The sequence below is a fragment of the Streptomyces camelliae genome, assembly GCF_027625935.1.
GTDB lineage: Bacteria > Actinomycetota > Actinomycetes > Streptomycetales > Streptomycetaceae > Streptomyces > Streptomyces camelliae.
The window spans coordinates 3,735,484-3,760,610 of record NZ_CP115300.1; the positions used below are offsets into that span (position 1 = coordinate 3,735,484).

The window sequence follows — 25,127 nt, forward strand, 5'->3', positions numbered from 1 at the left end:
CATGGAGACCCGGGTGGGAGTGGTCGCGGACATGGACGCCTCCTGAGGTGCGGGGGCGGGCGCAGTTAGGTATGCCTAACCACTAGCTGGATACCATGGGACCACGCCCGGGACGTCCTGCGCAATATCTTGCCGACGGCCTGTCGGAACCCGAGGTTCAGGCGGTCAGCGTCTCCAGCTCCGCCTCGGTCCAGCGCTCCCCCAGCCCGGTCAGCGTCACGTGGCGTACCTCGTCCGTGGTGTCGCCGACGGCACGGTGGATGACGACCTGGAGCCGGTCCTCGGTCAGCTCCTCGACCTTGCCCTCGCCCCACTCCACGACGATCACCGAGTCGGGCAGCGAGACGTCGAGGTCCAGGTCCTCCATCTCGTCCAGGCCGCCGCCGAGCCGGTAGGCGTCGACGTGGACCAGGGGCGGGCCGTCGCCGAGGGAGGGGTGGACCCGGGCGATCACGAAGGTCGGCGAGGTGACCGCGCCGCGCACACCGAGACCCTCACCGAGCCCGCGGGTCAGCGTGGTCTTGCCCGCGCCCAGCTCCCCGCTGAGCATCACCAGGTCGCCCGCGCGCAGCAGCTTCGCCAGGCGGCGGCCCAGCTCCCGCATCTGCTCGGGCGAGGTGATCGTCAGCCGGGTCTCAGCGGGGCCCTGCGGTACTGCTGCTTCCATAGCCCATAACCGTAGCTCCTGCCGGCACCGCACCCGCACGGGTGAGCAGATCGGCGAGGCGGTCGGTGACCACTTCCGGGTGTTCCAGCATCACCAGATGCCCGGCGTCCGGCACGAGCACCAGCTCCGCGTCCGGGAGCAGATCACCGATGACCTCGCTGTGCTCGCTGGGCGTGACCAGATCCCGCACCCCGGCCAGCACCAGCACCGGCATCTCCAGGAAGGAGGCGAGGGCATCGGTCTTGTCGTGGTCGGTGAAGGCCGGGTAGAACTCGGCGACCACGTCGATCGGCGTCGACTCGATCATCCGCTCGGCGAACCGCTCGACGGCCGGGTCGACGTCCCGCCCGGCGAACGAGTAGCGCTTGATGATCCCGGCGAACAGATCGGCGGTGGCCCGGCGGCCCTTCTCCACCAGCTCCGCCTGCTGCCCCAGCGCCTTCAGCACGCCCGGCAGGATCCGGCGCACCGCGTTGACGCCGGCGACGGGAAGCCCGAAGTTGACCTCGCCGAGCCGCCCGGACGACGTACCCACGAAGGCGGTGGCGACGACCCGGTCCCGGATCAGCTCGGGGTACTGGGCGGCGAGGGCCATCACGGTCATCCCGCCCATCGAGTGCCCGACCAGCACGATCGGCCCCTCGGGCACGGCGGCGTCGAGCACGGCCTTCAGATCCCGGCCGAGCTGGTCGATGGTGAGCGGCACCCGGTCCCGGGTCTGGGCCACGCCCCGCCCGGAGCGCCCGTGGCTGCGCTGGTCCCAGTGCACGGTGCGGACGACCCCGCGCAGGGCCGCGCGCTGGAAGTGCCAGGAGTCCTGGTTGAGGCAGTAGCCGTGGCTGAAGACGACGGTGACCGGGGCGGGCGCCTTGCGGCCGAAGAGCCGGCGCCGGCGTGGCGAGACATGGGGGCCCGGATCCGGCTCGACCTCGTCGACCTCGTAGTACAGCTCGGTGCCGTCGTCGGCCTGCGCCTTGCCCGGGGTCCCGCGCAGGGTGCCGTAGGGGCCCGCGGAGTCCAGGGCCAGCCGGGCCTTGCGGCGCATCCCGCGGCCCACCGTCATCCGCTCGACGGCCACTCCCGCGGCCGCGCCGGCGGCGAGGACGCCTATCGCGGCGCCGGCGATGCCGGTCGCCCGGCGCCAGCCGCCGGCCGCTTCCGCGGAGGCGGCGGCGGCCGCCGAGGCGACGACGCCCGCCACGGCCTCCGCGCTGCTCTCGCTCACGTACCGCTCCTCTTCACGTACCGCAGTTCGCCGGGTGGTCGGGACCGATGGTGCCGCTGTCGCCGCCGTAACAGGTATGACCGGTGTTACACATGACCCGGGTCGCGTCTTCCGAACGGGTCATCCGAGTCCTTCCCCGTTCACGGCACGCCGTTCACACGACCGCGTTCACATAGACGCGGGGAACCCGGGTTCCGATGCGGGTGACGATCTCGTACGCGATCGTGCCACAGGCCTGCGCCCAGTCCTCGGCCGTGGGCTCGCCTCGGTCGCCGGGCCCGAACAGCACGGCCTCGCTGCCCACCGGCGGCTCGTCGCCGCCGAGGTCCACCACGAACTGGTCCATGGCGACCCGCCCGGCGACCGTGCGCCACTTGCCGTCGACCAGCACCGGGCCGGTGCCGGAGGCGTGCCGCGGGATGCCGTCCGCGTAGCCGACCGGGACCAGGCCGAGGGTGGTCTCGCCGGGCGTGACGTAGTGGTGGCCGTAGCTGACGCCGTGCCCGCCCGGGACGTGCTTGACCAGGGCGAGCGAGGAGCTGAGTGTCATCACCGGGCGCAGCCCGAAGTCGGCCGGCGTGCCCAGTTCGGGGCTGGGCGAGATGCCGTACAGGGCGATGCCCGTGCGCACGAGGTCGAAGTGCGTCTCGGGAAGGGTGAGCGTGGCGGGCGAGTTGGCGATGTGCCGCACCTCGGGCCGCACGCCCTGGCCCTCGGCGTACGCCAGCATCTCCCGGAAGCGGTCGAGCTGGGCGGCGATGGACGGATGGCCGGGCTCGTCGGCGCAGGCGAAGTGCGACCACAGCCCGGTGACCTTCACCAGTCCCTCGGCCTCGGCGCGCAGGGCCGCGCCGACCAGTTCGGCCCAGTCGTCGCCCGGCTGGCAGCCGTTGCGCCCGAGGCCGGTGTCGGCCTTGAGCTGCACGCGCGCGGGGCGCCCGGCCTCACGCGCGGCGGCGACGGCCTCGCGCAGCGCCCACATCCCGCTCAGCGACACGTCGATGCCGGCCTCGATCGCCTGCCGCCAGGGGCCGCCCGGCACCCACAGCCAGCACAGGACGGGCGTGTCCAGGCCGGCGGCGCGCAGCGCGAGGGCCTCCTCCGGGGTGGCCGTGCCGAGCCAGCCGGCCCCTGCTTCGACGGCCGCGCGGGCGCACGGCACCGCCCCGTGGCCGTACCCGTCGGACTTGACGACGGCCATCACGACCGCGTCCTTCGCCCGGGCACGCAGGGTCCGCACATTGGCGCGCAGGGCACCCAGATCGATCTCGGCACGGGCACGCAGGGGGGCGGTCGGCACAGCTGCTGTCTCACTCATCGCGCCCCCAGTGTCTCAGAGGGCCCAGCGGGCCCCGGTCACAGTCTCAGGTACCCGGCCGTCGCCCCCATACATAGACGTGGTCGCCCTTCTTCAGCACGTTCCACAGCGTGCTCGCGTCGCCGAGCCTCAGATTGACGCAGCCCCAGGAGCCGACGGTGGTGTAGATGCTGCCGTAGACGGCGTGGAAGGCCTCGCCACCGTCGAAGAACTGGGCATACGGCATGGGCTGGTTGTACAGGGTCGACACGTGGTTCTTGTGCCGCCAGTAGATGGTGTGCCAGCCCTTGCGGGTGACGTGCCCGGCCCGCCCGCTGCGCATCGGCACCGGCCCGAACACCACCTTGGAACCCTGCTGCACCCACGTGAGCTGCCGGTCCAGATCGACACAGGCGACCTTGTACGACCGCACGGGGCACTTCTTGGCCGCGTTCGGGTTCGTGCGGGCCGAGACGAGCATCATCGTCGACCAGGTGACGGGCCCGGCGAAGCCGATCGCGGGCTTGATCTTGTACGCGACCTGGAAGGTGCGGATGGCCTTGCAGTCGGCGGCGGACTGCCGTCCGTCCACCTTCAGCCCCAGCCAGCGCTCCACCTGCCGCTGGTACGGCCCGGTCTGCTTGCTGCAGCTCACCTTGGCGACGGCGTCGGAGAGCGGCACGTACTCGACGAGGTCGTACGCCCCCGCCGGCGCCTGGCGGGGCTCGATGCGGTCCTCGCGGGGGGCCGGCGCATACATCTTCGGCGGCAGCACCTGGTCGGGCGTGTCGATCTGCCACTGCTGCCCGGCGGGGGCCACACCGGGGACGAGCCCCGCCTCGCCGCCGGGCGCGGGGGACACGGGGCCGGCGGCGGAGACGGCGGAGGCGGGGAAGGCCGGTGACGCTGGGGTGAGGGCGGCCGGCCGCGCGGGCGGTACGGCCGCCGCCGCGGTCCCGGCCGCCGGCAGGGCGGTCGCGGTGGCGAGCAGTACGGCGGCACCCCGGGACGCGATTCGTCTGCTGATCATGCGATCAGCCAAACGCGCGGCCCCACCGGATCGGTGACGCCGCGCGGGCGGGTCACCCGGGGGGTGGAGCCGGGTACACCCCGTTCGGCTGGCGGGGGTTTTCAGCCGACCGAGTCGGGTGATGGCGAGCCGGGGTGCTCAGTACCGTACGTCTCGCCACGCCTGCGGAATCCGGTCGGAGATGTCATGCGCCCCCGCCGGCGCCCCCTCCGCCGCGAACCTCCCGGCCAGGCCGTGCAGATACGCGGCCACGCTCCCGGCGTCCAGCGCGGACAGACCCGCCGCCAGCAGCGACCCGGCGAGCCCGGACAGCACGTCCCCGCTGCCCGCCGTGGCCAGCCAGGACGTCCCCGTGGCGTTCACCCGCGTCGCCCCGCCCGCGACATCGGCGACCAGCGTGGTGGACCCCTTCAGCAGCACGGTCGCCCGGTACACCGCCGCCAGCTCCCGCGCCGCGGCCAGCCGGGCCCCCTCGACCTCCTCCCGCCGTACGCCCAGCAGTGCGGCCGCCTCCCCGGCGTGAGGGGTCATCAGCGTGGGCGCCGTACGCCCCCGCACCGCGTCCCGCTCGGCCAGCCGCAGCCCGTCCGCATCGAGCAGCACCGGCACGTCCGTGCCCAGCACCTCGGCCACGGTCACCGCGTCCTCCCCGGCCCCGGGCCCGGTCACCCAGGCCTGCACGCGCCCCGCCTCGGCCGGACCCCGGTCGGACACGAGCGTCTCCGGGAAGCGCGCGATGACCGCGTCCCCGGCGGGACCGACGTACCGTACGGCCCCGGCCCCGCCCCGCAGCGCCCCGGAGACGGCGAGCACCGCGGCGCCCGGATAGCGCGCGGACCCGGCCGCGATCCCGACGACGCCCCGCCGGTACTTGTCGCTCTCCGCGCCCGGCACCGGCAGCAGCCGCGCCACGTCGGCGTGCTGCAGGGCCGTCAGCTCGCCCTCGCGGGGCAGCTCCAGCCCGATGTCGACGAGCCGTACGACCCCGGCGTACTCCCGCGCCGGATCGATCAGCAGGCCGGGCTTGTACGCGCCGAAGGTGACGGTCAGGTCGGCCCGGACGGCGGCCCCCCGCACCTCCCCGCTGCCGGCCTCGACCCCGCTGGGCAGGTCCACGGCCACCACGGCGGCCCGGGACCGCTCGGCCACCTCGGCCAGCGCGGCCGCCTCGGGGCGCAGCCCGCCCTTCCCGCCGATCCCGACGATCCCGTCCACGACGAGGTCGGCCCGCTCGATCAGTCCCTCGGCAGCGCCGGAGGCGACCACACCCCCCGCTCGCCGCAGCGCCGCCAGTCCCCCGGAGTGCGCCCGCTCGGGCGCGAGCAGAACGGCCGTCACCCCGGCCCCGCGCCGGGCCAGCCGCGCCCCCGCGTACAGGGCGTCCCCGCCGTTGTCCCCGCTGCCGACGAGCAGCACCACCCGGCTGCCGTACACCCGCCCGATCAGCTCCGCGCAGGCCGCGGCGAGCCCCGCGGCGGCCCGCTGCATCAGCGCGCCCTCCGGCAGCCGTGCCATGAGGGCCCGTTCGGCCGCCCTTACCGTCTCCACGCTGTACGCAGTACGCATGGCACCGAGTCTGCCCCGGAACCCGCACACGCCACACCCGACCGGTCACACCGCCCCGGCCGAACCCGGGACCAGCCACACCCCACCGCCCCCCACACCCGACCATCCGCCCCCGGGACCAGCCCACCCAACCGACCGGTCAGCCCCCGAACCGGCCGGCCCCCGGCGCGCTCACCCCTCCGCGACCACCACCGCCGAAGCGATCCCGGCGTCATGGCTCAGGGACACGTGCCAGGACCGCACGCCCAGTTCTGCGGCCCGTGCCGCCACGGTTCCGCGGACGCGCAGCCGGGGCCGGCCGCTGTCCTCGACGTACACCTCGGCGTCCGTCCAGTGCAGTCCGGGCGGCGCGCCCAGTGCCTTCGCCAGCGCCTCCTTGGCTGCGAACCGGGCCGCGAGCGAGGCGATCCCGCGCCGTTCCCCGCTCGGCAGCAGCAGCTCCGCCGTCACGAACAGCCGGTCGGCCAGCCCCGGCGTGCGCTCCAGCGACGCCCGGAACCGGTCGATCTCGGCGACGTCGATCCCCACTCCGATGATGCTCATGGCGGGCAGCCTACGGTCAGCCTCGTCACCCGCCCGGCACCTGACCACACCGCCCCGCCCCGCCGTCTACGCTCCGGCCATGACTTCCCAGGCGTATCTCTCCGACCTGTTCTCGCTCGACGGCCGCACCGCCCTGGTGACCGGCGGCAGTTCCGGTATCGGCCGGGCCGTCGCCGGGGCGCTGGCGCGGGCCGGCGCCCGGGTGGTGGTCGTGGCCCGCGGCAAGGAGCAACTGGCCGACACCGTGAGCGAGTTGACCGCTCAGGGTGCGCAGGTCTCGTACGTCGCCGGTGACCTCGGCAGCCGGGCCGGGGTGCGGGCCGTGGCCGAGGAGGCGGCCGGGGTCTTCGGGGAGCCTGACATCCTCGTCAACTCCGCCGGGATCAACCTCAGGCCGCCGATGGGCGAGTTGGGCGAGGACGTGTGGGACACCACCCTGGCCGTGAACCTGGAGGCGCCCTTCCTGCTGGGGCAGCGGTTCGGGCCCGGCATGGCGGAGCGGGGCTTCGGCCGGATCATCCACGTCACCTCGCAGCAGGCCCACCGCGCCTTCGTGCAGAGCGGTGCCTACGGCGTCTCCAAGGGCGCGCTGGAGTCGCTGGCCCGTTCGCAGGCCGAGGCCTGGTCGCCGTACGGCGTCACCGTGAACACGCTGGTGCCGGGCTTCGTGATGACCCCGCTGAACGAGCGGCTCGCGTCCGACCCCGAGAAGGTGGCCGCCCTGGCCGCGCGCACGATGACCGGCCGCAACGGTCTGGCCGAGGACTTCGAAGGCGCGGCCGTGTTCCTCGCGAGCCGCGCCTCCGCCTACGTCACCGGCCAGTCCCTCTTCGTGGACGGCGGCCTGTCCGTCCACTGAGCCTCAGGCTCACTCCACCGTGACCGACTTCGCCAGGTTCCGCGGCTGGTCCACCTCGTTGCCCCGCGCGGTGGCCAGCTCGCAGGCGAAGACCTGGAGCGGGACCGTCGCGACCAGCGGCTGGAGCAGGGTCGGGGTGGCCGGGATGCGGATCAGGTGGTCGGCGTAGGGCACGACCGCCTCGTCGCCCTCCTCCGCGATCACGATCGTGCGGGCACCCCGCGCCCGGATCTCCTGGATGTTGGAGACGATCTTGTCGTGCAGGACCGAGCGGCCGCGCGGCGACGGGACGACGACGACCACCGGCACGTCCTCCTCGATCAGCGCGATCGGGCCGTGCTTCAGCTCGCCCGCCGCGAAGCCCTCGGCGTGCATGTAGGCCAGCTCCTTGAGCTTCAGCGCGCCTTCCAGCGCCACCGGGTAGCCCACGTGCCGGCCCAGGAACAGCACCGTGTTCTTCTCCGCCAGCGTCCGGGCCAGGGCGCGTACCGGCTCCATGGTCTCCAGGACCCGCTCGACCTCGACCGAGATGCGGGACAGGTCCTTGATCACGGCCTGGATCTCGTCGCCCCACTTGGTGCCCCGCACCTGCCCCAGGTACAGCGCGACCAGATAGCAGGCCACCAGCTGAGTCAGGAAGGCCTTGGTGGAGGCGACGGCGACCTCCGGCCCGGCGTGCGTGTAGAGCACCGCGTCCGACTCGCGCGGGATCGTCGAGCCGTTGGTGTTGCAGATGGCCAGCACCTTGGAGCCCTGCTCACGGGCGTGCCTGAGCGCCATCAGGGTGTCCATGGTCTCGCCGGACTGGGAGATGGCGATCACCAGGGAGCGGTTGTCCAGGATCGGGTCCCGGTAGCGGAACTCGCTGGCCAGCTCGACCTCGCACGGGATGCGCGTCCAGTGCTCGATGGCGTACTTGGCGATCAGGCCGGCGTGGAAGGCCGTGCCGCAGGCGACGATGACGACCTTGTCGATCTCGCGCAGCTCGGAGGGCGAGATCCGCACCTCGTCCAGGGTGAGCGAGCCGGACGGGTCGATACGGCCCAGCAGCGTGTCGGCGACCGCCTTCGGCTGCTCGGCGATCTCCTTGAGCATGAAGTAGTCGTAGCCGCCCTTCTCGGCGGCCGACGCGTCCCAGTCGACGTGGTACGAACGCACCTCGCCCGGACGGCCGTCGAAGCCGGTGACCGTGACGCCGTCGCGGCGCAGCTCCACCACCTGGTCCTGGCCCAGCTCGATCGCGGAGCGCGTGTGGGCGATGAACGCGGCGACGTCGGAGGCGAGGAACGCCTCGCCCTCGCCGACGCCGACCACGAGCGGCGAGTTGCGGCGCGCGCCCACGACCACGTCGGGCTCGTCGGCGTGCACCGCGACCAGCGTGAACGCGCCCTCCAGCCGCCGGCACACCAGCCGCATGGCCTCCGCGAGGTCCGCGCAGGAGGAGAACTCCTCGGCGAGCAGATGGGCGACCACCTCGGTGTCCGTCTCCGAGCTCAGCTCATGGCCGCGCTCGGCGAGTTCGGCGCGCAGCACCGCGAAGTTCTCGATGATGCCGTTGTGGACGACGGCGACCCGGCCCGCGTTGTCGAGATGCGGATGGGCGTTGGCATCGGTCGGCCCGCCGTGTGTGGCCCAGCGGGTGTGGCCGATGCCGGTCGAGCCCGTCGGCAGCGGCCGCTCGACCAGTTCCTTCTCCAGGTTGACGAGTTTCCCGGCCTTCTTCGCCGCGGCCAGTCCGCCGTCCGCGAGCACGGCGACGCCCGCCGAGTCGTACCCCCGGTACTCCAGCCGCTTCAGCCCGGCCATCACGACGTCGAGCGCTGACTGTGACCCTACGTATCCCACGATTCCGCACATGCGCCGCAGCCTACGACCCGTCCCGCGCCGGAAAACGCTTGTCGCTGCCCGATATCGGAAATTCCCACCGCCGTACGAAGGCCGGTCTGCCGTTTCCGGTCGGCGGGCGTGCGAGTGGGGCGTACGCACGGCCGATGCCGCGTGCGTCCCGCCCCGCCACGGCTGATGCCGCGTGCGTCCCGCCCCGCCACGGCTGATGCCGTGTGCGTCCCGCCCCCGCCACGGCCGGTGACGGACGCCGGGCCGCGCGGGCAGGTGCTGGAACAGACCGGCGCCGGCGCTCCCGGATGTTCCCGGGGTCCGCCGGGCCCGAGCCGCACCGGCTCCGGGCCGGGCGGGGCGGGGCCTCTCTCCTTGCGCGCGGGCGCGCCGTACCCACGTGACGCACCCCACCCACCGCCCCGTTCAAACTCCGTTAACAATGGACTGTGATCTCACCGGTCTCCTCGAACAGGAGCGCCCACCGGCACCGGCCGGAGGCGACTCCCTACGTCGACCTCACCCGCGCCGAGTGGAGCGCGCTGCGCGAGAAGACGCCGCTGCCGCTCACCGCCGAGGAGGTGGAGAGGCTGCGCGGTCTGGGTGATGTCATCGACCTGGACGAGGTGCGCGACATCTACCTCCCGCTCTCCCGGCTCCTCAATCTCTACGTCGGCGCCACGGACGGCCTCAGAGGCGCGCTGAACACCTTCCTCGGCGAGCAGGGCTCCCAGTCCGGCACCCCGTTCGTCATAGGCGTCGCCGGCTCCGTGGCCTGCGGCAAGTCCACCGTCTCCCGCCTCCTGCAGGCCCTGCTCTCCCGCTGGCCGGAGCATCCGCGGGTCGAGCTGGTCACCACCGACGGCTTCCTGCTGCCCACCCGGGAGCTGGAGGCCCGCGGCCTGATGTCGCGGAAGGGTTTCCCCGAGTCCTACGACCGCCGCGCCCTGACCCGCTTCGTCGCCGACATCAAGGCCGGCAAGGACGAGGTGACGGCCCCGGTCTACTCCCACCTGATCTACGACATCGTCCCCGACCAGCGGCTCACCGTCCGCCGCCCCGACATCCTCATCGTCGAGGGCCTCAACGTCCTCCAGCCCGCCCTGCCCGGCAAGGACGGCCGCACCCGGGTCGGTCTCGCCGACTACTTCGACTTCAGCGTGTACGTCGACGCGAGCACCGAGGACATCGAGCGCTGGTACCTCAACCGCTTCAAGAAGCTGCGCCAGACGGCGTTCCAGGACCCCGACTCGTACTTCCGCAAGTACACCCAGGTCTCCGAGGAGGAGGCCCTCGACTACGCCCGCACGCTGTGGCGGACCATCAACAAGCCCAACCTGGTCGAGAACATCGCCCCCACCCGCGGCCGCGCCACCCTCGTCGTGCGCAAGGGCCCGGACCACAAGGTGCAGCGGCTGCGACTGCGCAAGCTGTAGGCGGGCCTGTGAGAATAAGGCGCCATGCTGCATCTGCGCCTGATCACCCCGGCCGACCTGACGGACACGGTGGTGCGGCTGATCGAGAACACGGTCGGCACCGCCCACCTCGTCGTCCTGCCGGGAACCGCCCGCAACCCCGTCGGCGACGTGGTGCTGTGCGACGTGGCCCGCGAGGCCGGCGACGAGCTCCTCACCGCGCTGCGCCGCCTCGATCTGGACAGGACCGGCTCCATCGCGGTGGAGAACATCGATCTGTCCCTGTCCCGCCGGGCCGACAAGGCCGAGGAGGAGGCGCCGGGCGAGGGCGCCGACGCGGTGCTGTGGGAGGGCCTGGCCGACGCGACCCACGAGGAGTCGACGCTGTCGGTCACCTACGTCTCCTTCATCACGCTGGCCACGATGATCGCGGCCTGCGGCGTGGTGCTGGACAACGCCGTCCTGATCGTCGGCGCAATGGCGGTCGGCCCGGAGTTCGGCCCACTGGCCGGCCTGTCCACGGCCCTGGTGCAGCGTCATCCCCGCCTCGCGCTGCGCTCCCTGACCGCACTGCTGGTGGGTTTCGCCGTGGCGATGGCGGTGACGGTCGGCTTCAGCCTGTTCATGGACGCCATCGACCTGTTCCACCGGGCCCAGTTGGACGGCGAACGGCCCAACACGGCGTTCGTGTACGCCCCGGACGCCTTCTCGTTCATCGTGGCGGTCCTCGCCGGCATCGCCGGCACTCTCTCCCTGACCTCGGCCAAGTCGGGCGCCCTGGTGGGCGTGGCCATCTCGGTCACCACGGTCCCGGCCGCCGCCAACGCGGCCGTCGCCCTCGCCTACGGGGACACCGGCCAGACCGTCGGCTCGATCGACCAACTCCTGCTGAACCTGCTGGGCATCGTCCTCGCGGGCACGCTGACGCTGCTGGCCCAGAAGTGGCTGTGGGCCAGGCAGCGTGCGCGTACGGCCGGGCTGAGCGGCCTGCGAGCGAGGCCGGAGGGCGACTAGAAGACGCCCCGCACCTCGCAGTCGCTCGCGATGTTGTCACCGGGGTCGCCGTAGACCACGTCGAAGCCGCCGTCACAGGTCACCGTGTCGCCGCCGACTCCGTCGTGCACGTTGATCGTGTCGTTGCCGCCGCCGCCGTGGATGATGTCGTTGCCCGTACCCGCGTCGATGACGGCGCGGATGTTGGTGTTGTTCGTGACGGTGTCGTCCATGTCCCCGACCGATATGGTCAGCTGACCGACCGTACTGGCGGACCCGCAGGCGGCGCGGGTGCCGGACAGCTGCGTACAGCCCGGTCCGGCCACGATGCCCGACAGATCCTCCATGATCAGCTGAGTGCCGGACACACTGGCCGTGACCTGGTTCTGCACGCCGAAGCGCGCGCTGAGCACGACGGTGCCGCTGGAGCGGGTGACCGTGGAACCGGGCGGCTGGGCGGCGGCGGCCGGTACTGCCGCGGACGCGGTGACGACAAGTCCCGCGACCGCAGCCGTACCGGCCATGCGCCGCAGGGTGCTGGTCCTGGTCCTCATGCTGTTCTCCTCTCCCGTCGAGGTGCCGCGACGTGCGGCCCTCGACAGCGAGTCAAACAATCCGTGACCAGATGTGCACCCTTTGTTACTCCCTGTTGGCGGCCGTGGTCTAGCCCAGCGCCGACTTCACGGCATCGGCCAGCCGCCCGGCGACGGACCGGGCCTGCTCGATGTCGGCGGCCTCGACCATCACCCGCACCAGCGGCTCGGTCCCCGACGGCCGCAGCAACACCCGCCCGGTCTCCCCGAGTTCACGCTCGGCCTCGGTCACGGCGGCGGCGAGATCCGGGGACGTCCGCACCCGCGACTTGTCCACGTCGGGCACATTGATCAGCACCTGCGGCAGCCGCTCCATCACCGAGGCGAGCTCCCGCAGCGAACGCCCGGTCTCCGCGACCCGAGCGGCCAGCAGCAGCCCGGTCAGCGTGCCGTCACCGGTCGTCGCGTGGTCGAGGATGATCACGTGCCCGGACTGCTCACCGCCGAGGGCGTACCCGTGCTGCTTCATCTCCTCCAGCACATACCGGTCGCCGACGGCCGTCTGCACGAGCCGGATCCCGGCCTTCTCCATGGCCAGCTTGAAGCCCAGGTTGGACATCACGGTCGCGACGACGGTGTCGGAGCGCAGTGCGGAACGCTCCCGCATCGCCAGCGCGAGCACGGCCAGGATCTGGTCGCCGTCGACCTCCTCGCCGGTGTGGTCCACGGCCAGGCAGCGGTCGGCGTCACCGTCGTGCGCGATGCCGAAGTCCGCGCCGTGCTCCACGACCGCGGCCTTCAGCTGCTCCAGATGGGTCGAGCCGCAGCCGTCGTTGATGTTGAGCCCGTCCGGCTCGGCACCGATGGTGACGACCTCGGCGCCCGCCCGGGAGAACGCCTCCGGCGAGACCCCCGAGGCCGCGCCGTGCGCTTCGTCCAGGACGATCTTCAGCCCGTCGAGCCGGTTCGGAAGGACGGACAGCAGATGGCCGACGTACTTCTCGAAGCCCTCCTCGTACGGCCGCACACGCCCCACGCCCGCGCCCGTCGGCCGCTCCCAGGGCTCTCCGTGCCGGTGAGACTCGTACACCGACTCGATCCGGTCCTCCAGCTCGTCGGCGAGCTTGTGGCCGCCGCGGGCGAAGAACTTGATGCCGTTGTCCGGCATGGCGTTGTGGCTGGCGGAGAGCATCACGCCCAGGTCGGCGCCGAGCGCGCCGGTCAGATACGCCACCGCGGGGGTCGGGAGCACGCCGACGCTGAGCACGTCGACACCGGCGCTCGCGAGGCCCGCGACCACCGCCGCCTCCAGGAACTCACCGGACGCGCGAGGGTCCCGGCCGACCACGGCCGTCGGCCTGTGGCCCTCGAAAGTGCCCGCCTCTGCCAGCACATGCGCGGCGGCGACCGAGAGGCCGAGCGCCATCTCGGCGGTCAGATCCGCGTTGGCGACACCGCGCACGCCGTCCGTGCCGAAGAGTCGTCCCACTTGTCCTCCCGAGGTAACTTCCGATCACACAAGCCGCCGAGCGGCTCAGCATCTTGTGTCGTTATACGCCCATGACTGGGATAAACGAACGCCCCGGCGGCACAGGTGGCGTGCCGCCGGGGCGTTCGGAGTACGTGCGGGCCAGTAGCACCCGTATACGTACGAGCAGGGCAGCTGGCGATTAGCGCTTGCTGTACTGCGGGGCCTTGCGGGCCTTCTTCAGACCGGCCTTCTTCCGCTCGACCGCGCGGTCGTCGCGGCGCAGGAAGCCGGCCTTCTTCAGCGGGCCGCGGTTGTTGTCCACGTCCGCCTCGTTCAGCGCGCGGGCGACACCGAGACGGAGCGCACCGGCCTGACCGGAGACACCGCCACCGGCGATGCGGGCGATGACGTCGTAACGGCCTTCGAGCTCAAGCACCTTGAAGGGCTCGTTGACTTCCTGCTGGTGCACCTTGTTGGGGAAGTAGTCCTCAAGGGTGCGACCGTTGATCTTCCACTTGCCGGTGCCCGGGACGATCCGGACGCGGGCGATGGCGTTCTTACGGCGGCCCAGGCCGGCGGCCGGCTGGGGCTCACCGAAACGCGAGGCGAGGGACTCGGAGGTGTACTCACCCTCCAGCGGCACCTCGGACTCGGTGGTGTAGCTGTCGATGTCAAGCTCTTCGAGCGGCTGCTCGGCAGTGGTCTCGGCCACGATTCTCCTCAGATTCTCTTCAGTCTTAGGGGGTGGCCGGACTTACTGCGCGACCTGGGTGATCTCGAACGGCACCGGCTGCTGGGCAGCGTGCGGGTGCTGGTCGCCCGAGTAGACCTTCAGCTTGGAGAGCATCTGACGGCCCAGGGTGTTCTTGGGGAGCATGCCCTTGACGGCCTTCTCGATGGCCTTCTCGGGGTTCTTGTCGAGCAGCTCGTCGTAGCGGACGGAGCGCAGACCACCCGGGTAACCGGAGTGGCGGTACGCCATCTTCTGGGTCCGCTTGTTGCCGGACAGGTGCACCTTGTCGGCGTTGATGATGATGACGAAGTCACCAGCGTCGACGTGCGGCGCGTAGATCGGCTTGTGCTTGCCCCGGAGAAGGGTCGCTGCAGTGGTGGCGAGACGGCCCAGGACAACGTCCTGAGCGTCGATGACGTGCCACTGGCGCGTCACATCGCCGGGCTTGGGGCTGTACGTACGCACGGTTCGTAGCCTTCGCTTCGAGTGAATGGTCCTGAACAGGTCACCGAAACGATCACGACAGCCTTGACCGCACCGCGGTGACGCAAACCGCGTGCTGGTCGCTGGTCATCGGCCCGGTGGACCGGTGTAAGGGCCCGTCCCGTGAGAATGAGCAAGCCAATACACAACGAAGAAGCAGGTTACCCGCAGGGCCCCGGACGGGTCAAAACGACGCCCTTCCCGCTCATGTCGCCGGACAAACGCCGCATGGCCGCCGGACGCGCTCCGGCACCCCTCGGCCCCCGTCTAAGATGCGCCCCATGAGTTACGGGCAGGGGGGACCCCAGTCTCAGTGGGATCCCTGGAAACCGAATTCCCAGCAGCCCTGGAACAGCGGCGGCGATGACGGGACCCCGGACTGGGCGGCGCTCGCGGAGGCCTCCGAGACCCGGAACAAGCGCCGCAAGCTGCTGTTCATAGGCGGCGGCGCGATCGCCACGATAGCCGTCGGCACCGCCGTCGCCATGGCCGTCGTGTCCGCGAACGGCAGCAACAACGCCTCGGGCAACCCCACCAACCTGCCGGCCAGCGCCTCCGTGAGCGGTTCGGCCACCCCGTCCTTCGCCCCCACCAGCGCCCCGCCGCCGCTGGACCCGAGGGACTTCATCTCCACGGCCAAGAAGGACAAGGCCCCGATCAGCGCCGACACACTCTTCCCCGGCACCCAGCTGACCGTGGGGACCACCGTGTACAAGAAGGGCGCCACGGCCGACACCACCAGCTGCGCCTCCGCCGCCGGCGGCAAGCTGCCGCAGATCCTCACCGCGAACAGCTGCACCCGCCTGATCCGCGCGACCTACACCAACGGCGGCATCGCGGCCACCATCGGCGTCGCCCTCTTCGACACCCAGGACCAGGCCACGAAGGTCAAGCGGCAGGCCGCCAAGAACGCCATGGTGCGTTCCCTGTCCGGCAAGGGCGTCAAGGACTTCTGCAACGCCGCGGTCTGCCTGACCACCGCGAACTCCGTCGGCCGCTACGCCTACTTCACGACCGTCGGCTTCACCGACGGCAAGAACGTCACCAACAAGGACAGCAAGGTCTTCGGCACCGGCAACGACCTGCAGCAGTTCACCTTCGACCAGATCATCCGCCGCGGCAGGGCCCAGGCGTCCGCGGCGACGAACGGCTAGCCCTGAAGGGGCGCGGGGAACTGCGCGACCAGCCACGACGGCGCCACAGACGACCGACGGCCGCACACGGCATGTCCAGCGGAGCGCTCAGCAGCACCCCGCCGACGGAAGCGAGCGCTTGTTCCGCGCCTCCTTGCTGCGCGCGGCCAGCAGCTCGTCGGCGGGGTAGCCGACCTCCTCCAGGGTCAGCCCGTGCGGCCGTACGACATGCACGGCGGAGTCCCGCACCCCGGCGGCCAGCACCTTCCCGGGCCACTCCGGCCCGCGGTGCCCGTCCCCGACGAACAGCAGCGCGCCGATCAGCGAGCGCACCATGTTGTGACAGAAGGCGTCGGCGCGCACGGTCGCCGTGATGATGCCGTCCTCGCCCTTGACCAGGCTCAGCTCCTGAAGGGTCCGGATCGTCGTGGCCCCTTCCCGCTTCTTGCAGTACGCGGCGAAGTCGTGCTCGCCGAGCAGCGCCCCCGCGGCCTCGTTCATGGCGTCGACGTCGAGCGGCCAGTCGTGCCAGAGGACGTGATTGCGCAGGATGGGGTCGACACCGCCGGGGTTGTCGGTGACGCGGTAGGCGTACCGGCGCCAGACGGCGGAGAAACGGGCGTTGAAGCCGCTCGGCGCCGGCCTGAGGGCCCAGACCCGCACATCCCTCGGCAGCCGCCCGGCGAGCCGCTTGAGCAGCTTCTGGTTGTGCTCCCGCCAGACCTCCTCGGGCAGGTCCACGTGCGCCACCTGGCCGCGCGCGTGCACCCCGGCATCGGTCCGGCCGGCAACGGTCAGCTCGTACGTCTCCCGTGACCGCGTCACCGTACGCAGGGCGTCCTCGATCTCGCCCTGCACGGTCCGCTTGCCGCCGGCCTGCTTGGCCCAGCCGTGGAAGTCGGTGCCGTCGTAGGAGACGTCGAGGCGGACACGGACGTAACCGGGCTGTACTTCGTCACTCACACAGAGATCCTCTCAGGTACAGAAAAGCGGGCCCGCCCCTCGGAAAGGAACGGACCCGCCAACGCCCTGTAGGGGCGCGGGGAACTGCGCGACCAGCCACGACGGAGCCGCAGCCGCCGGCCGGCAGTCCCCGGCAGAACGCTTAGGCGTCCTTCGGCTCCTCGGCGGGAGCCTCGGCGTCCTCGACCTTGGTCTCCTCGACCTTGGCCTCCTCGGCCTCCTTGACCGCACGCTTGGTGGCGGCCTCGGCCTCACCCACGGCCTTCTGCTGCACCGTCAGCGCCTCGACCAGCTCGATGACAGCCATGGGCGCGTTGTCGCCACGGCGGTTACCGATCTTGGTGATGCGGGTGTAGCCACCCGGACGGTTCTCGTACCGCGGGCCGATCTCGGTGAAGAGCGTGTGGACGACGCTCTTGTCCGTGATGACCTGGAGCACCTGACGGCGGTTGTGAAGGTCGCCCTTCTTCGCCTTGGTGACCAGACGCTCGGCGTACGGGCGCAGGCGGCGGGCCTTCGCCTCGGTGGTGGTGATACGGCCGTGCTCGAAGAGCGCCTTCGCGAGGTTCGCGAGGAGCAGCTTCTCGTGCGCGGCGCTGCCGCCCAGACGGGCACCCTTGGTGGGCTTCGGCATTGTTCTTCTCCTGTGTGTCTGCCCCGGCCGTGTCAGGTACCGGGGTCAGGAACCCGATGAGCGGATGCTCACCGGCTACGACCGGTCAGTACGGTCAGTACTGCTCGGTCTCCACGAAACCCGCGTCCGCGTCGTCGTCGGCGCCGAAGGCGTCGGCAGCGGCCGTGGGGTCGAATCCGGGCGGGCTGTCCTTGAGGGCCAGGCCCATGCCGGCCAGCTTCGCCTTGACCTCGTCGATGGACTTCGCACCGAAGTTGCGGATGTCCAGCAGGTCGGCCTCGGAGCGGGCGACGAGCTCACCCACGGAGTGGATGCCCTCACGCTTGAGGCAGTTGTAGGAGCGGACCGTGAGCTCCAGCTCCTCGATCGGCAGCGCGAGGTCGGCGGCCAGGGCGGCGTCCGTGGGGGACGGGCCCATGTCGATGCCCTCGGCGTCGATGTTCAGCTCGCGGGCGAGACCGAACAGCTCGACCAGCGTCTTGCCCGCGGAGGCCATGGCGTCACGCGGACGCATCGCCTGCTTGGTCTCGACGTCGACGATCAGCTTGTCGAAGTCGGTGCGCTGCTCGACACGCGTGGCCTCGACCTTGTACGTGACCTTCAGAACCGGCGAGTAGATCGAGTCGACCGGGATACGGCCGATCTCCTGGCCCACCTGCTTGTTCTGCACGGCGGAGACGTAACCGCGACCGCGCTCGACGGTCAGCTCCATCTCCAGCTTGCCCTTGCCGTTCAGCGCGGCGAGGACGAGGTCGGGGTTGTGCACCTCGACACCGGCCGGGGGCGCGATGTCGGCGGCGGTGACCAGACCCGGGCCCTGCTTGCGCAGGTACATCACGACCGGCTCGTCGTGCTCCGAGGAGACGACCAGCTGCTTGATGTTGAGGATCAGGTCGGTGACGTCCTCCTTGACGCCCGGCACGGTGGTGAACTCGTGCAGGACACCGTCGATCCGGATCGAGGTGACGGCGGCACCCGGGATCGAGGAGAGGAGCGTGCGGCGCAGGGAGTTGCCGAGGGTGTAGCCGAAGCCCGGCTCCAGCGGCTCGATCACGAACCGGGAGCGGAACTCGTCGACGACCTCTTCGGTCAACGAGGGTCGCTGAGCGATCAGCATGTGTGGATCAGATCCTTCTTTCGTGGACGCCCGCTATTTGACGTCCGACGGAAACCGCACCCGTGAAAAGTGCGAGTACTGCAAGGGTACGGGCGGTACGCCCCTTACGGAGCCGTACCGCCCGGACCCTGAGCCAGACGAAGGCCGTGCGTCAGACGCGGCGGCGCTTCGGCGGACGGCAGCCGTTGTGCGGGGTCGGGGTGACGTCCTGGATGGAGCCGACCTCAAGACCGGTCGCCTGAAGCGAACGGATGGCGGTCTCGCGACCGGAACCCGGACCCTTCACGAACACGTCGACCTTGCGCATGCCGTGCTCCTGGGCGCGGCGGGCAGCCGACTCGGCGGCCATCTGCGCGGCGAACGGCGTGGACTTCCGGGAGCCCTTGAAGCCGACGTGGCCGGCGGAGGCCCAGGAGATCACGTTGCCGGACGGGTCCGTGATCGACACGATCGTGTTGTTGAACGTGCTCTTGATGTGCGCGTGGCCGTGAGCGACGTTCTTCTTTTCCTTGCGGCGCACCTTCTTGGCAGCGCCCTGACGTCCCTTGGGGGGCATCTACTAACTCCTACGGGAGGTGGTCGGTCCTACAGCGAAGACCGTGGACAGGTGTCCGCTGCGGACTACTTCTTGCCCGGCTTCTTCTTGCCGGCGATGGCGCGACGCGGGCCCTTGCGGGTGCGAGCGTTGGTGCTGGTGCGCTGACCGCGGACGGGCAGACCGCGACGGTGACGGAGACCCTGGTAGCAGCCGATCTCGACCTTGCGGCGGATGTCGGCCTGGATCTCGCGACGGAGGTCACCCTCGGTCTTGATGTTGTTGTCGACGTACTCGCGGATCGCGACCAGCTGCTCTTCGGTCAGGTCACGAACGCGGGTGTTCGGGTCGACGCCGGTCGCAGCCAGCGTCTCCTTCGAGAGGGTCCGGCCGATGCCGAACACGTAGGTGAGGGCGACCTCCACGCGCTTTTCGCGCGGGATGTCAACACCGGAAACGCGTGCCATTCAATGGCTCCTGGTGATCTTCGGAGGTCTTCCACAGAACCGGTTCCCGGTCGCCGTATCAGGTACGAACCGGGTCCCCGGCCTCCGAACCGGGGGTGTCGAGCCATGACGTGTGGCTCGGGCTCTGCGTATGAACATATTCAGCTCGCGTCGCGCGAATCTCTGCGATAGAGGTGCAGAGGGTGATGGTCGTGCGTCAGCCCTGGCGCTGCTTGTGGCGCGGGTTCTCGCAGATGACCATGACCCGGCCGTGACGGCGGATCACCCTGCACTTGTCGCAGATCTTCTTGACGCTCGGCTTGACCTTCATGGGATTGAGGTTCTCCGGGTCAGTGCCACCACCCCGCCGGAGCGGAGTGCGGGCAAGATCTACTTGTAGCGGTAGACGATCCGGCCACGCGTCAGGTCGTACGGAGACAGCTCCACCACGACCCGGTCGTCAGGGAGGATGCGGATGTAGTGCATACGCATCTTGCCGCTGATGTGTGCCAGGACCTGGTGGCCGTTCTGGAGCTCGACCTTGAACATGGCGTTCGGCAGAGACTCGACGACAGTGCCCTCGATCTCGATGGCACCTTGCTTCTTGGCCACGCTTCGCCCTTCGAATCGACTACCTTGATCGACTCTCCCGCGAGCATGCGGACATGCGGGTGCACGAGAGCCGACGAGTCAGTCTACGTCGGCGCACCCCGAAAGGCGAATCGAGGAAGTCTGCCCTACGGGGGAGATCATTAACCGAGCGGGACCCATCCCTGACACCGGCCTCCGACCGGCTGTCGCGGGAGGGGCCGCCGTCAGGCCAGCGGGTCCGGTGCCGCCGTGATGCCGTGCTCCGCCAGCTTCGCCTTGCCTCCGTCGGGAGCGGTCAGCACCAGCGGGCCTTCCTCCGTCAGGGCGACCGAGTGCTCCCAGTGGGAGGACCACGTGCCGTCCGTCGTGATGACCGTCCAGTCGTCCGACAGGACCTCCGTGCGCGGGGTGCCGAGGGAGACCATCGGCTCGATCGCGAGGCAGAAGCCGGGGACCAGCTTGGGACCCTTGCCGCGGCGGCGGTCGACGTAGTTCAGCAGATGCGGGTCCATGTGCATCTCGGTGCCGATGCCGTGGCCGCCGTAGTCCTCGATGATCCCGTACTTGCCGCCGCCCGGCTTCGGCTGGCGGCGGATGTACGTCTCGATCGCCCGGGAGACGTCGACCAGGCGGTTGCCCTGCTTCATGGCCGCGATGCCGGCCCACATCGACTCTTCCGTCACCCGGGACAGCTCGATCAGCTCCGGAGCGTGACCGGAGCCCACGAAGGCCGTGTAGGCCGCGTCGCCGTGCCAGCCGTCGACGATCGCGCCGCAGTCGATGGAGATGATGTCGCCATCCTTCAGGACGACGTCGTCGGAGGGGATGCCGTGGACGACCACGTCGTTGACCGAGGTGCAGATCGTCGCGGGGAAGCCGCCGTAGCCCAGGAAGTTCGACTTCGCGCCGTGCTCGGCGAGGACCTTACGGGCGACCTCGTCCAGATCCTTGGTGGAGGCGCCCGGCACCGCGGCCTCCCGAGTGGCCGCGTGGATGGCGGCTACGACCAGGCCCGCCGCACGCATCTTGGCGATCTGCTCGGGGGTCTTGATCTGCACCATGGGGGCCTGCGCTCTCCGTCACTCGCGTCGACTGGGGGTTACCTGTACAACAGTACGGCCGCGGCACCCGGGAGGGGCACCGCGGCCGGACAAGGGCCGTAGGACTACTGCTCGGCCTTCTCGCGCTTCAGGGCCTCCAGGGCCCGCTGCGTGATCTCGCCCACGGGGCCCAGGGAGGAGATCGTCACGACCAGGCCCTGCGCCTTGTAGTAGTCGATGATCGGCTCGGTCTTCGTGTGGTAGATCTCCAGCCGCGTGCGGACGGTGTCCTCGGAGTCGTCGTCGCGCTGGTACAGCTCACCGCCGCAGACGTCGCAGACGCCCTCCTTCTTCGGGGGGCTGTACGTCACGTGGAACACGTGCGAGGAGTCGTTGCGGCAGATGCGCCGGCCGGCGATCCGCTTGACGACCTCGTCCTCTGAGACCTCCAGGTCCAGGACGGCGTCCAGCGTGATGCCCTCGGTCTGCAGGAGCTCGTCGAGCGCCTCGGCCTGCTCCACGTTCCGCGGGAATCCGTCCAGCAGGAAGCCCTTCACGGCGTCCGGCTGCTCCATGCGGTCCTTGGCCATGCCGATGGTGACCGAGTCCGGCACCAGCTCGCCCTTGTCCATGTAGGACTGCGCGAGCTTGCCCAGCTCCGTTCCCTGGCTGATGTTGGCCCGGAAGAGGTCACCGGTGGAGATGTGCGGGATGGACAGCTTCTCGGCGAGACGGACGGCTTGCGTTCCCTTACCGGCACCCGGCGGCCCGACGAGGACGATACGCATCAGCGGAGGAACCCTTCGTAATTGCGCTGCTGGAGCTGGCTCTCGATCTGCTTCACCGTCTCAAGACCGACACCCACGATGATCAGGATGCTGGTGCCACCGAACGGGAAGTTCTGGCTTGCCCCGAAGCCCACCAACGCCATTGTCGGTACGAGAGCGATCAGACCCAGATACAGCGAACCCGGCCAGGTGATCCGGTTGAGCACGTAGCTGAGGTACTCAGCGGTCGGTCGGCCAGCCCGGATGCCCGGGATGAAGCCACCATACTTCTTCATGTTGTCGGCTACTTCCTCGGGGTTGAAGGAGATAGCGACGTAGAAGAACGCGAAGAAAACGATGAGCAAGAAGTACAGAGTGATGTAAATCGGGTGGTCACCCTTGGTGAGGTTCTGCTGGATCCACGACTTCCAGCCCGAATTGCCCCCCGCGAACTGCGCCACGAGCGCCGGGATGTAGAGCAGCGAGGAGGCGAAGATGACGGGAATCACACCCGCCTGGTTCACCTTGAGCGGGATGTACGTGGACGTACCACCGTAGGAACGACGGCCGATCATGCGCTTCGCGTACTGCACCGGGATGCGGCGCTGGGCCTGCTCGACGAAGACGACGAGCGCGACCATCACCAGGCCGATCAGGATCACCGTGCCGAACTCGATCCAGCCGCCGGCCAGGGTGCCCTGCTTCTTGATCGCCCACAGCGCGGACGGGAAGGTCGCGGCGATCGAGATGAACATCAGGATCGACATGCCGTTGCCGATGCCGCGGTCGGTGATCAGCTCGCCGAGCCACATCACGACACAGGTACCGGCGGTCATGCAGATCACCATCGTGATCGTCGTGAAGATCGCCTGGTCGGGGACGATGCTCGACGCGACCGAGCAGCCGTTGAAGAGCGCGCCGCTGCGGGCGGTGGCCACCAGGCCGGTGCCCTGCAGGATGGCGAGCGCCACCGTCAGGTACCGGGTGTACTGCGTGATCTTCGCCGTGCCGGCCTGGCCCTCCTTCTTCAGGGCTTCCAGGCGCGGGATGACCACGGTCAGCAGCTGAAGAATGATGCTGGCCGTGATGTACGGCATGATGCCGAGCGCGAAGACCGTGATCTGGAGCAGCGCGCCGCCGCTGAACATGTTGACGAGGCCGAACAGGCCCTGATTGGCCCCCGCCTCGCTCACACACTGCTGGACGGCCTTGTAGTTGACGCCGGGGATCGGGATGTGGGTACCGACGCGGTAGACCACGATGATGGCCAGCGTGAAGAGCAGCTTCTTGCGCAGGTCGGGCGTCCTGAACGCCCGGGCGAACGCGGTGAGCACGGTGCCTCCTGCGACCCCCGCGCAACTGCGTCAAGGGTGACGGTCTTGAGGTTCGACGGATACAGACGAATTACTAACGGTCAACTGCCGCTCAGGGTGCCCCATGAGACGCACCCAATGAAAGTAGGCAGTGCTGGCCACCTTACCGGCGAGAGCACTCCCCTAGGAACGACCGACCGGGGATACCCCTTTTGTGGAGTATCCCCGGTCGGGATCGTTCATGTCATCGAATGACCTGAGGAACTCAGACCAGCTCGGTGACCGTACCGCCGGCGGCGGTGATCTTCTCCTTGGCGGAGCCGGAGACGGCGTCGACCGTCACCTGCAGCGCCACGGAGACCTCGCCCTGGCCGAGGACCTTGACGAGGCTGTTCTTGCGAACGGCACCCTTGGCGACGAGACCCTCGACGGTGACCTCGCCACCCTCCGGGTACAGCGCGGCCAGCTTGTCGAGGTTCACGACCTGGTACTCGGTCTTGAACGGGTTCTTGAAGCCCTTCAGCTTCGGGAGGCGCATGTGCAGCGGCATCTGGCCACCCTCGAAGCGCTCCGGAACCTGGTAGCGGGCCTTGGTGCCCTTGGTACCACGACCGGCCGTCTTACCCTTCGACGCCTCACCACGACCCACACGGGTCTTGGCGGTCTTGGCGCCCGGGGCGGGACGGAGGTTGTGGATCTTCAGCGGGTTCTGCTCCGCCATGATCAGTCGACCTCCTCGACCGTCACGAGGTGGCGGACGGTGTGCACCATGCCGCGGAACTCGGGGCGGTCCTCCTTGACGACCACGGTGTTGATCCCCTTGAGACCAAGCGACCGCAGAGTGTCACGGTGGTTCTGCTTGCTGCCGATGTAGGACTTGACCTGCGTGATCTTGAGCTGCGCCATGATTACGCACCCGCCCCGGCACGCGCACGCAGCAGAGCCGCGGGAGCGACGTCCTCCAGGGGCAGACCACGGCGGGCCGCGATCTCCTCGGGACGCTGCAGACCCTTCAGGGCCTCCACGGTCGCGTGCACGATGTTGATGGCGTTGTCGGAGCCGAGCGACTTCGACAGCACGTCGTGGATACCGGCGCACTCCAGCACGGCACGCACCGGACCACCGGCGATAACACCGGTACCGGGCGACGCGGGCTTGAGCAGCACGACGCCGGCAGCCTTCTCACCCTGGATCGGGTGCGGGATGGTGCCCTGGATACGGGGGACCTTGAAGAAGTGCTTCTTGGCCTCCTCAACGCCCTTGGCGATGGCGGCCGGCACCTCCTTGGCCTTGCCGTAACCGACACCCACGGTGCCGTCACCGTCGCCCACCACGACCAGCGCGGTGAAGCTGAAGCGACGACCACCCTTCACAACCTTGGCGACGCGGTTGATCGCGACGACGCGCTCAACGTACGCGGTCTTCTCGGCGGCAGCAGCGCCGCCGTCACGGCCCTTCCGGTCCCGCCGCTCGCCGCCACCGGCACCGCCACCGCGGCGCTGGGGTCCAGCCATTGGAATTACCTCTCTCTTTTTCCGCTAGCTACGGCAGGCTCAGAACTTGAGCCCGGCTTCGCGGGCGGCGTCCGCCAGGGCGGCGATGCGCCCGGCGTACTGGTTGCCACCACGGTCGAACACGACAGCCTCGACACCGGCGGCCTTGGCACGCTCGGCGACCAGGGCGCCGACCTGCTTGGCCTGCGCGGACTTGTCGCCCTCGCCACCGCGGACCGACGCGTCCAGGGTGGACGCGGAGGCCAGGGTGTGGCCCTTGAGGTCGTCGATCACCTGCGCCACGATGTGGCGGTTGGAGCGGGTCACGACCAGACGGGGACGCTCCGCCGTACCGGCGATCCGCTTGCGGATCCGGATGTGACGGCGCTTGATCGCGGCGCGCTTGTAGGCGTCGCCCTTGAGGATCTTCTGCCCGTATGCCAT

General features: G+C 70.0%; 29 protein-coding genes. 4 read left to right on the top strand and 25 right to left on the bottom strand.

The window, feature by feature from the left end; genetic code table 11:
• Positions 1–157 precede the first annotated feature (157 nt).
• The 6 genes from tsaE to O1G22_RS16850 all read right to left on the bottom strand — a co-directional run bounded on the left by tsaE (position 158) and on the right by O1G22_RS16850 (position 6,328).
• A complete protein-coding gene (tsaE, locus tag O1G22_RS16825) occupies positions 158–667 on the bottom strand; it encodes a tRNA (adenosine(37)-N6)-threonylcarbamoyltransferase complex ATPase subunit type 1 TsaE (protein WP_270082114.1) in 510 nt (169 codons plus the stop codon).
• A complete protein-coding gene (locus tag O1G22_RS16830) occupies positions 636–1,892 on the bottom strand; it encodes an alpha/beta fold hydrolase (protein ID WP_270082115.1) in 1,257 nt (418 codons plus the stop codon). The genes tsaE and O1G22_RS16830 overlap by 32 nt, the downstream gene beginning before the upstream one ends.
• Positions 1,893–2,046: 154 nt before the next feature.
• Positions 2,047–3,210, bottom strand: a complete 1,164-nt coding sequence (gene alr / locus O1G22_RS16835) for an alanine racemase (protein ID WP_270082116.1) — start codon at positions 3,208–3,210, stop codon at positions 2,047–2,049.
• Between the two features lie 46 nt (positions 3,211–3,256).
• Positions 3,257–4,219, bottom strand: a complete 963-nt coding sequence (locus tag O1G22_RS16840) for a L,D-transpeptidase (protein WP_270082117.1) — start codon at positions 4,217–4,219, stop codon at positions 3,257–3,259.
• 138 nt (positions 4,220–4,357) lie between these two features.
• On the bottom strand, positions 4,358–5,785 hold the full coding sequence (locus tag O1G22_RS16845; protein WP_270082118.1) for an NAD(P)H-hydrate dehydratase: 1,428 nt from the start codon (positions 5,783–5,785) through the stop codon (positions 4,358–4,360).
• A gap of 171 nt (positions 5,786–5,956) precedes the next feature.
• On the bottom strand, positions 5,957–6,328 hold the full coding sequence (locus tag O1G22_RS16850; RefSeq protein WP_270082119.1) for a holo-ACP synthase: 372 nt from the start codon (positions 6,326–6,328) through the stop codon (positions 5,957–5,959).
• Positions 6,329–6,407: 79 nt separating this feature from the next.
• On the opposite strand from O1G22_RS16850, the gene O1G22_RS16855 reads away from it, so the two are divergent.
• Positions 6,408–7,187, top strand: coding sequence for an SDR family NAD(P)-dependent oxidoreductase (locus O1G22_RS16855; RefSeq protein ID WP_270082120.1), 780 nt, complete (start codon positions 6,408–6,410; stop codon positions 7,185–7,187).
• Between the two features lie 9 nt (positions 7,188–7,196).
• On the opposite strand, the gene glmS is transcribed toward O1G22_RS16855, so the two are convergent.
• Positions 7,197–9,044 carry a glutamine--fructose-6-phosphate transaminase (isomerizing) gene (glmS, locus tag O1G22_RS16860; RefSeq protein ID WP_225099765.1) on the bottom strand — a complete coding sequence of 616 codons (1,848 nt, stop codon included), beginning with the start codon at positions 9,042–9,044 and terminating at the stop codon, positions 7,197–7,199.
• Between the two features lie 428 nt (positions 9,045–9,472).
• Between glmS and coaA the strand changes: the two genes are divergently transcribed.
• Both coaA and O1G22_RS16870 read left to right on the top strand, forming a co-directional pair.
• Positions 9,473–10,459: a type I pantothenate kinase gene (gene coaA, locus O1G22_RS16865; protein WP_270082121.1), complete on the top strand. Its 987-nt coding sequence runs from the start codon at positions 9,473–9,475 to the stop codon at positions 10,457–10,459.
• A 24-nt stretch (positions 10,460–10,483) separates the two neighbouring features.
• The gene (locus O1G22_RS16870; protein WP_270082122.1) at positions 10,484–11,452 is read left to right on the top strand and encodes a DUF389 domain-containing protein; all 969 of its coding nucleotides are present in this window, start codon (positions 10,484–10,486) and stop codon (positions 11,450–11,452) included.
• Here the strand turns inward: O1G22_RS16870 and O1G22_RS16875 are convergent.
• The 4 genes from O1G22_RS16875 to rplM all read right to left on the bottom strand — a co-directional run bounded on the left by O1G22_RS16875 (position 11,449) and on the right by rplM (position 14,633).
• Entirely contained in the window at positions 11,449–11,985 is a 537-nt protein-coding gene (locus O1G22_RS16875; RefSeq protein WP_270082123.1) for a hypothetical protein, read from the bottom strand. The two genes, O1G22_RS16870 and O1G22_RS16875, sit on opposite strands and share 4 nt — an antisense overlap.
• A gap of 109 nt (positions 11,986–12,094) precedes the next feature.
• Complete coding sequence (gene glmM / locus O1G22_RS16880) at positions 12,095–13,453, bottom strand: phosphoglucosamine mutase (RefSeq protein ID WP_270082124.1); 1,359 nt, start codon at positions 13,451–13,453, stop codon at positions 12,095–12,097.
• A gap of 181 nt (positions 13,454–13,634) precedes the next feature.
• A complete protein-coding gene (rpsI, locus tag O1G22_RS16885; protein ID WP_184818434.1) occupies positions 13,635–14,147 on the bottom strand; it encodes a 30S ribosomal protein S9 in 513 nt (170 codons plus the stop codon).
• 42 nt (positions 14,148–14,189) lie between these two features.
• Positions 14,190–14,633, bottom strand: a complete 444-nt coding sequence (gene rplM / locus O1G22_RS16890; protein ID WP_225099769.1) for a 50S ribosomal protein L13 — start codon at positions 14,631–14,633, stop codon at positions 14,190–14,192.
• 299 nt (positions 14,634–14,932) lie between these two features.
• On the opposite strand from rplM, the gene O1G22_RS16895 reads away from it, so the two are divergent.
• On the top strand, positions 14,933–15,805 hold the full coding sequence (locus tag O1G22_RS16895; protein ID WP_270082125.1) for a hypothetical protein: 873 nt from the start codon (positions 14,933–14,935) through the stop codon (positions 15,803–15,805).
• Between the two features lie 87 nt (positions 15,806–15,892).
• On the opposite strand, the gene truA is transcribed toward O1G22_RS16895, so the two are convergent.
• From truA to rplR, 14 genes are all read right to left on the bottom strand, one after another.
• Complete coding sequence (truA, locus tag O1G22_RS16900) at positions 15,893–16,747, bottom strand: tRNA pseudouridine(38-40) synthase TruA (protein ID WP_270082126.1); 855 nt, start codon at positions 16,745–16,747, stop codon at positions 15,893–15,895.
• A 142-nt stretch (positions 16,748–16,889) separates the two neighbouring features.
• Positions 16,890–17,381 (bottom strand): 50S ribosomal protein L17, encoded by a 492-nt coding sequence (gene rplQ, locus O1G22_RS16905; protein WP_270082127.1) that lies wholly within the window; start codon positions 17,379–17,381, stop codon positions 16,890–16,892.
• Positions 17,382–17,475: 94 nt separating this feature from the next.
• Positions 17,476–18,498, bottom strand: coding sequence for a DNA-directed RNA polymerase subunit alpha (locus O1G22_RS16910; RefSeq protein WP_112465430.1), 1,023 nt, complete (start codon positions 18,496–18,498; stop codon positions 17,476–17,478).
• A 151-nt stretch (positions 18,499–18,649) separates the two neighbouring features.
• Complete coding sequence (rpsK, locus tag O1G22_RS16915; RefSeq protein WP_003956432.1) at positions 18,650–19,054, bottom strand: 30S ribosomal protein S11; 405 nt, start codon at positions 19,052–19,054, stop codon at positions 18,650–18,652.
• A 65-nt stretch (positions 19,055–19,119) separates the two neighbouring features.
• A complete protein-coding gene (gene rpsM / locus O1G22_RS16920; protein WP_023547369.1) occupies positions 19,120–19,500 on the bottom strand; it encodes a 30S ribosomal protein S13 in 381 nt (126 codons plus the stop codon).
• A 196-nt stretch (positions 19,501–19,696) separates the two neighbouring features.
• Positions 19,697–19,810 carry a 50S ribosomal protein L36 gene (gene rpmJ, locus O1G22_RS16925; RefSeq protein WP_003998809.1) on the bottom strand — a complete coding sequence of 38 codons (114 nt, stop codon included), beginning with the start codon at positions 19,808–19,810 and terminating at the stop codon, positions 19,697–19,699.
• A gap of 59 nt (positions 19,811–19,869) precedes the next feature.
• The gene (gene infA / locus O1G22_RS16930; RefSeq protein ID WP_003948620.1) at positions 19,870–20,091 is read right to left on the bottom strand and encodes a translation initiation factor IF-1; all 222 of its coding nucleotides are present in this window, start codon (positions 20,089–20,091) and stop codon (positions 19,870–19,872) included.
• A gap of 203 nt (positions 20,092–20,294) precedes the next feature.
• Positions 20,295–21,131, bottom strand: coding sequence for a type I methionyl aminopeptidase (gene map, locus O1G22_RS16935; RefSeq protein ID WP_225100399.1), 837 nt, complete (start codon positions 21,129–21,131; stop codon positions 20,295–20,297).
• A 104-nt stretch (positions 21,132–21,235) separates the two neighbouring features.
• On the bottom strand, positions 21,236–21,898 hold the full coding sequence (locus O1G22_RS16940; RefSeq protein WP_270082128.1) for an adenylate kinase: 663 nt from the start codon (positions 21,896–21,898) through the stop codon (positions 21,236–21,238).
• Positions 21,898–23,211 (bottom strand): preprotein translocase subunit SecY, encoded by a 1,314-nt coding sequence (secY, locus tag O1G22_RS16945; protein ID WP_225100401.1) that lies wholly within the window; start codon positions 23,209–23,211, stop codon positions 21,898–21,900. The genes O1G22_RS16940 and secY overlap by 1 nt, the downstream gene beginning before the upstream one ends.
• Before the next feature lie 244 nt (positions 23,212–23,455).
• The gene (gene rplO / locus O1G22_RS16950) at positions 23,456–23,911 is read right to left on the bottom strand and encodes a 50S ribosomal protein L15 (protein ID WP_030745257.1); all 456 of its coding nucleotides are present in this window, start codon (positions 23,909–23,911) and stop codon (positions 23,456–23,458) included.
• Between the two features lie 2 nt (positions 23,912–23,913).
• On the bottom strand, positions 23,914–24,096 hold the full coding sequence (gene rpmD, locus O1G22_RS16955) for a 50S ribosomal protein L30 (RefSeq protein WP_003998814.1): 183 nt from the start codon (positions 24,094–24,096) through the stop codon (positions 23,914–23,916).
• A gap of 2 nt (positions 24,097–24,098) precedes the next feature.
• Positions 24,099–24,704: a 30S ribosomal protein S5 gene (gene rpsE / locus O1G22_RS16960; RefSeq protein ID WP_009190144.1), complete on the bottom strand. Its 606-nt coding sequence runs from the start codon at positions 24,702–24,704 to the stop codon at positions 24,099–24,101.
• A 39-nt stretch (positions 24,705–24,743) separates the two neighbouring features.
• Positions 24,744–25,127 (bottom strand): 50S ribosomal protein L18, encoded by a 384-nt coding sequence (rplR, locus tag O1G22_RS16965; protein ID WP_030860987.1) that lies wholly within the window; start codon positions 25,125–25,127, stop codon positions 24,744–24,746.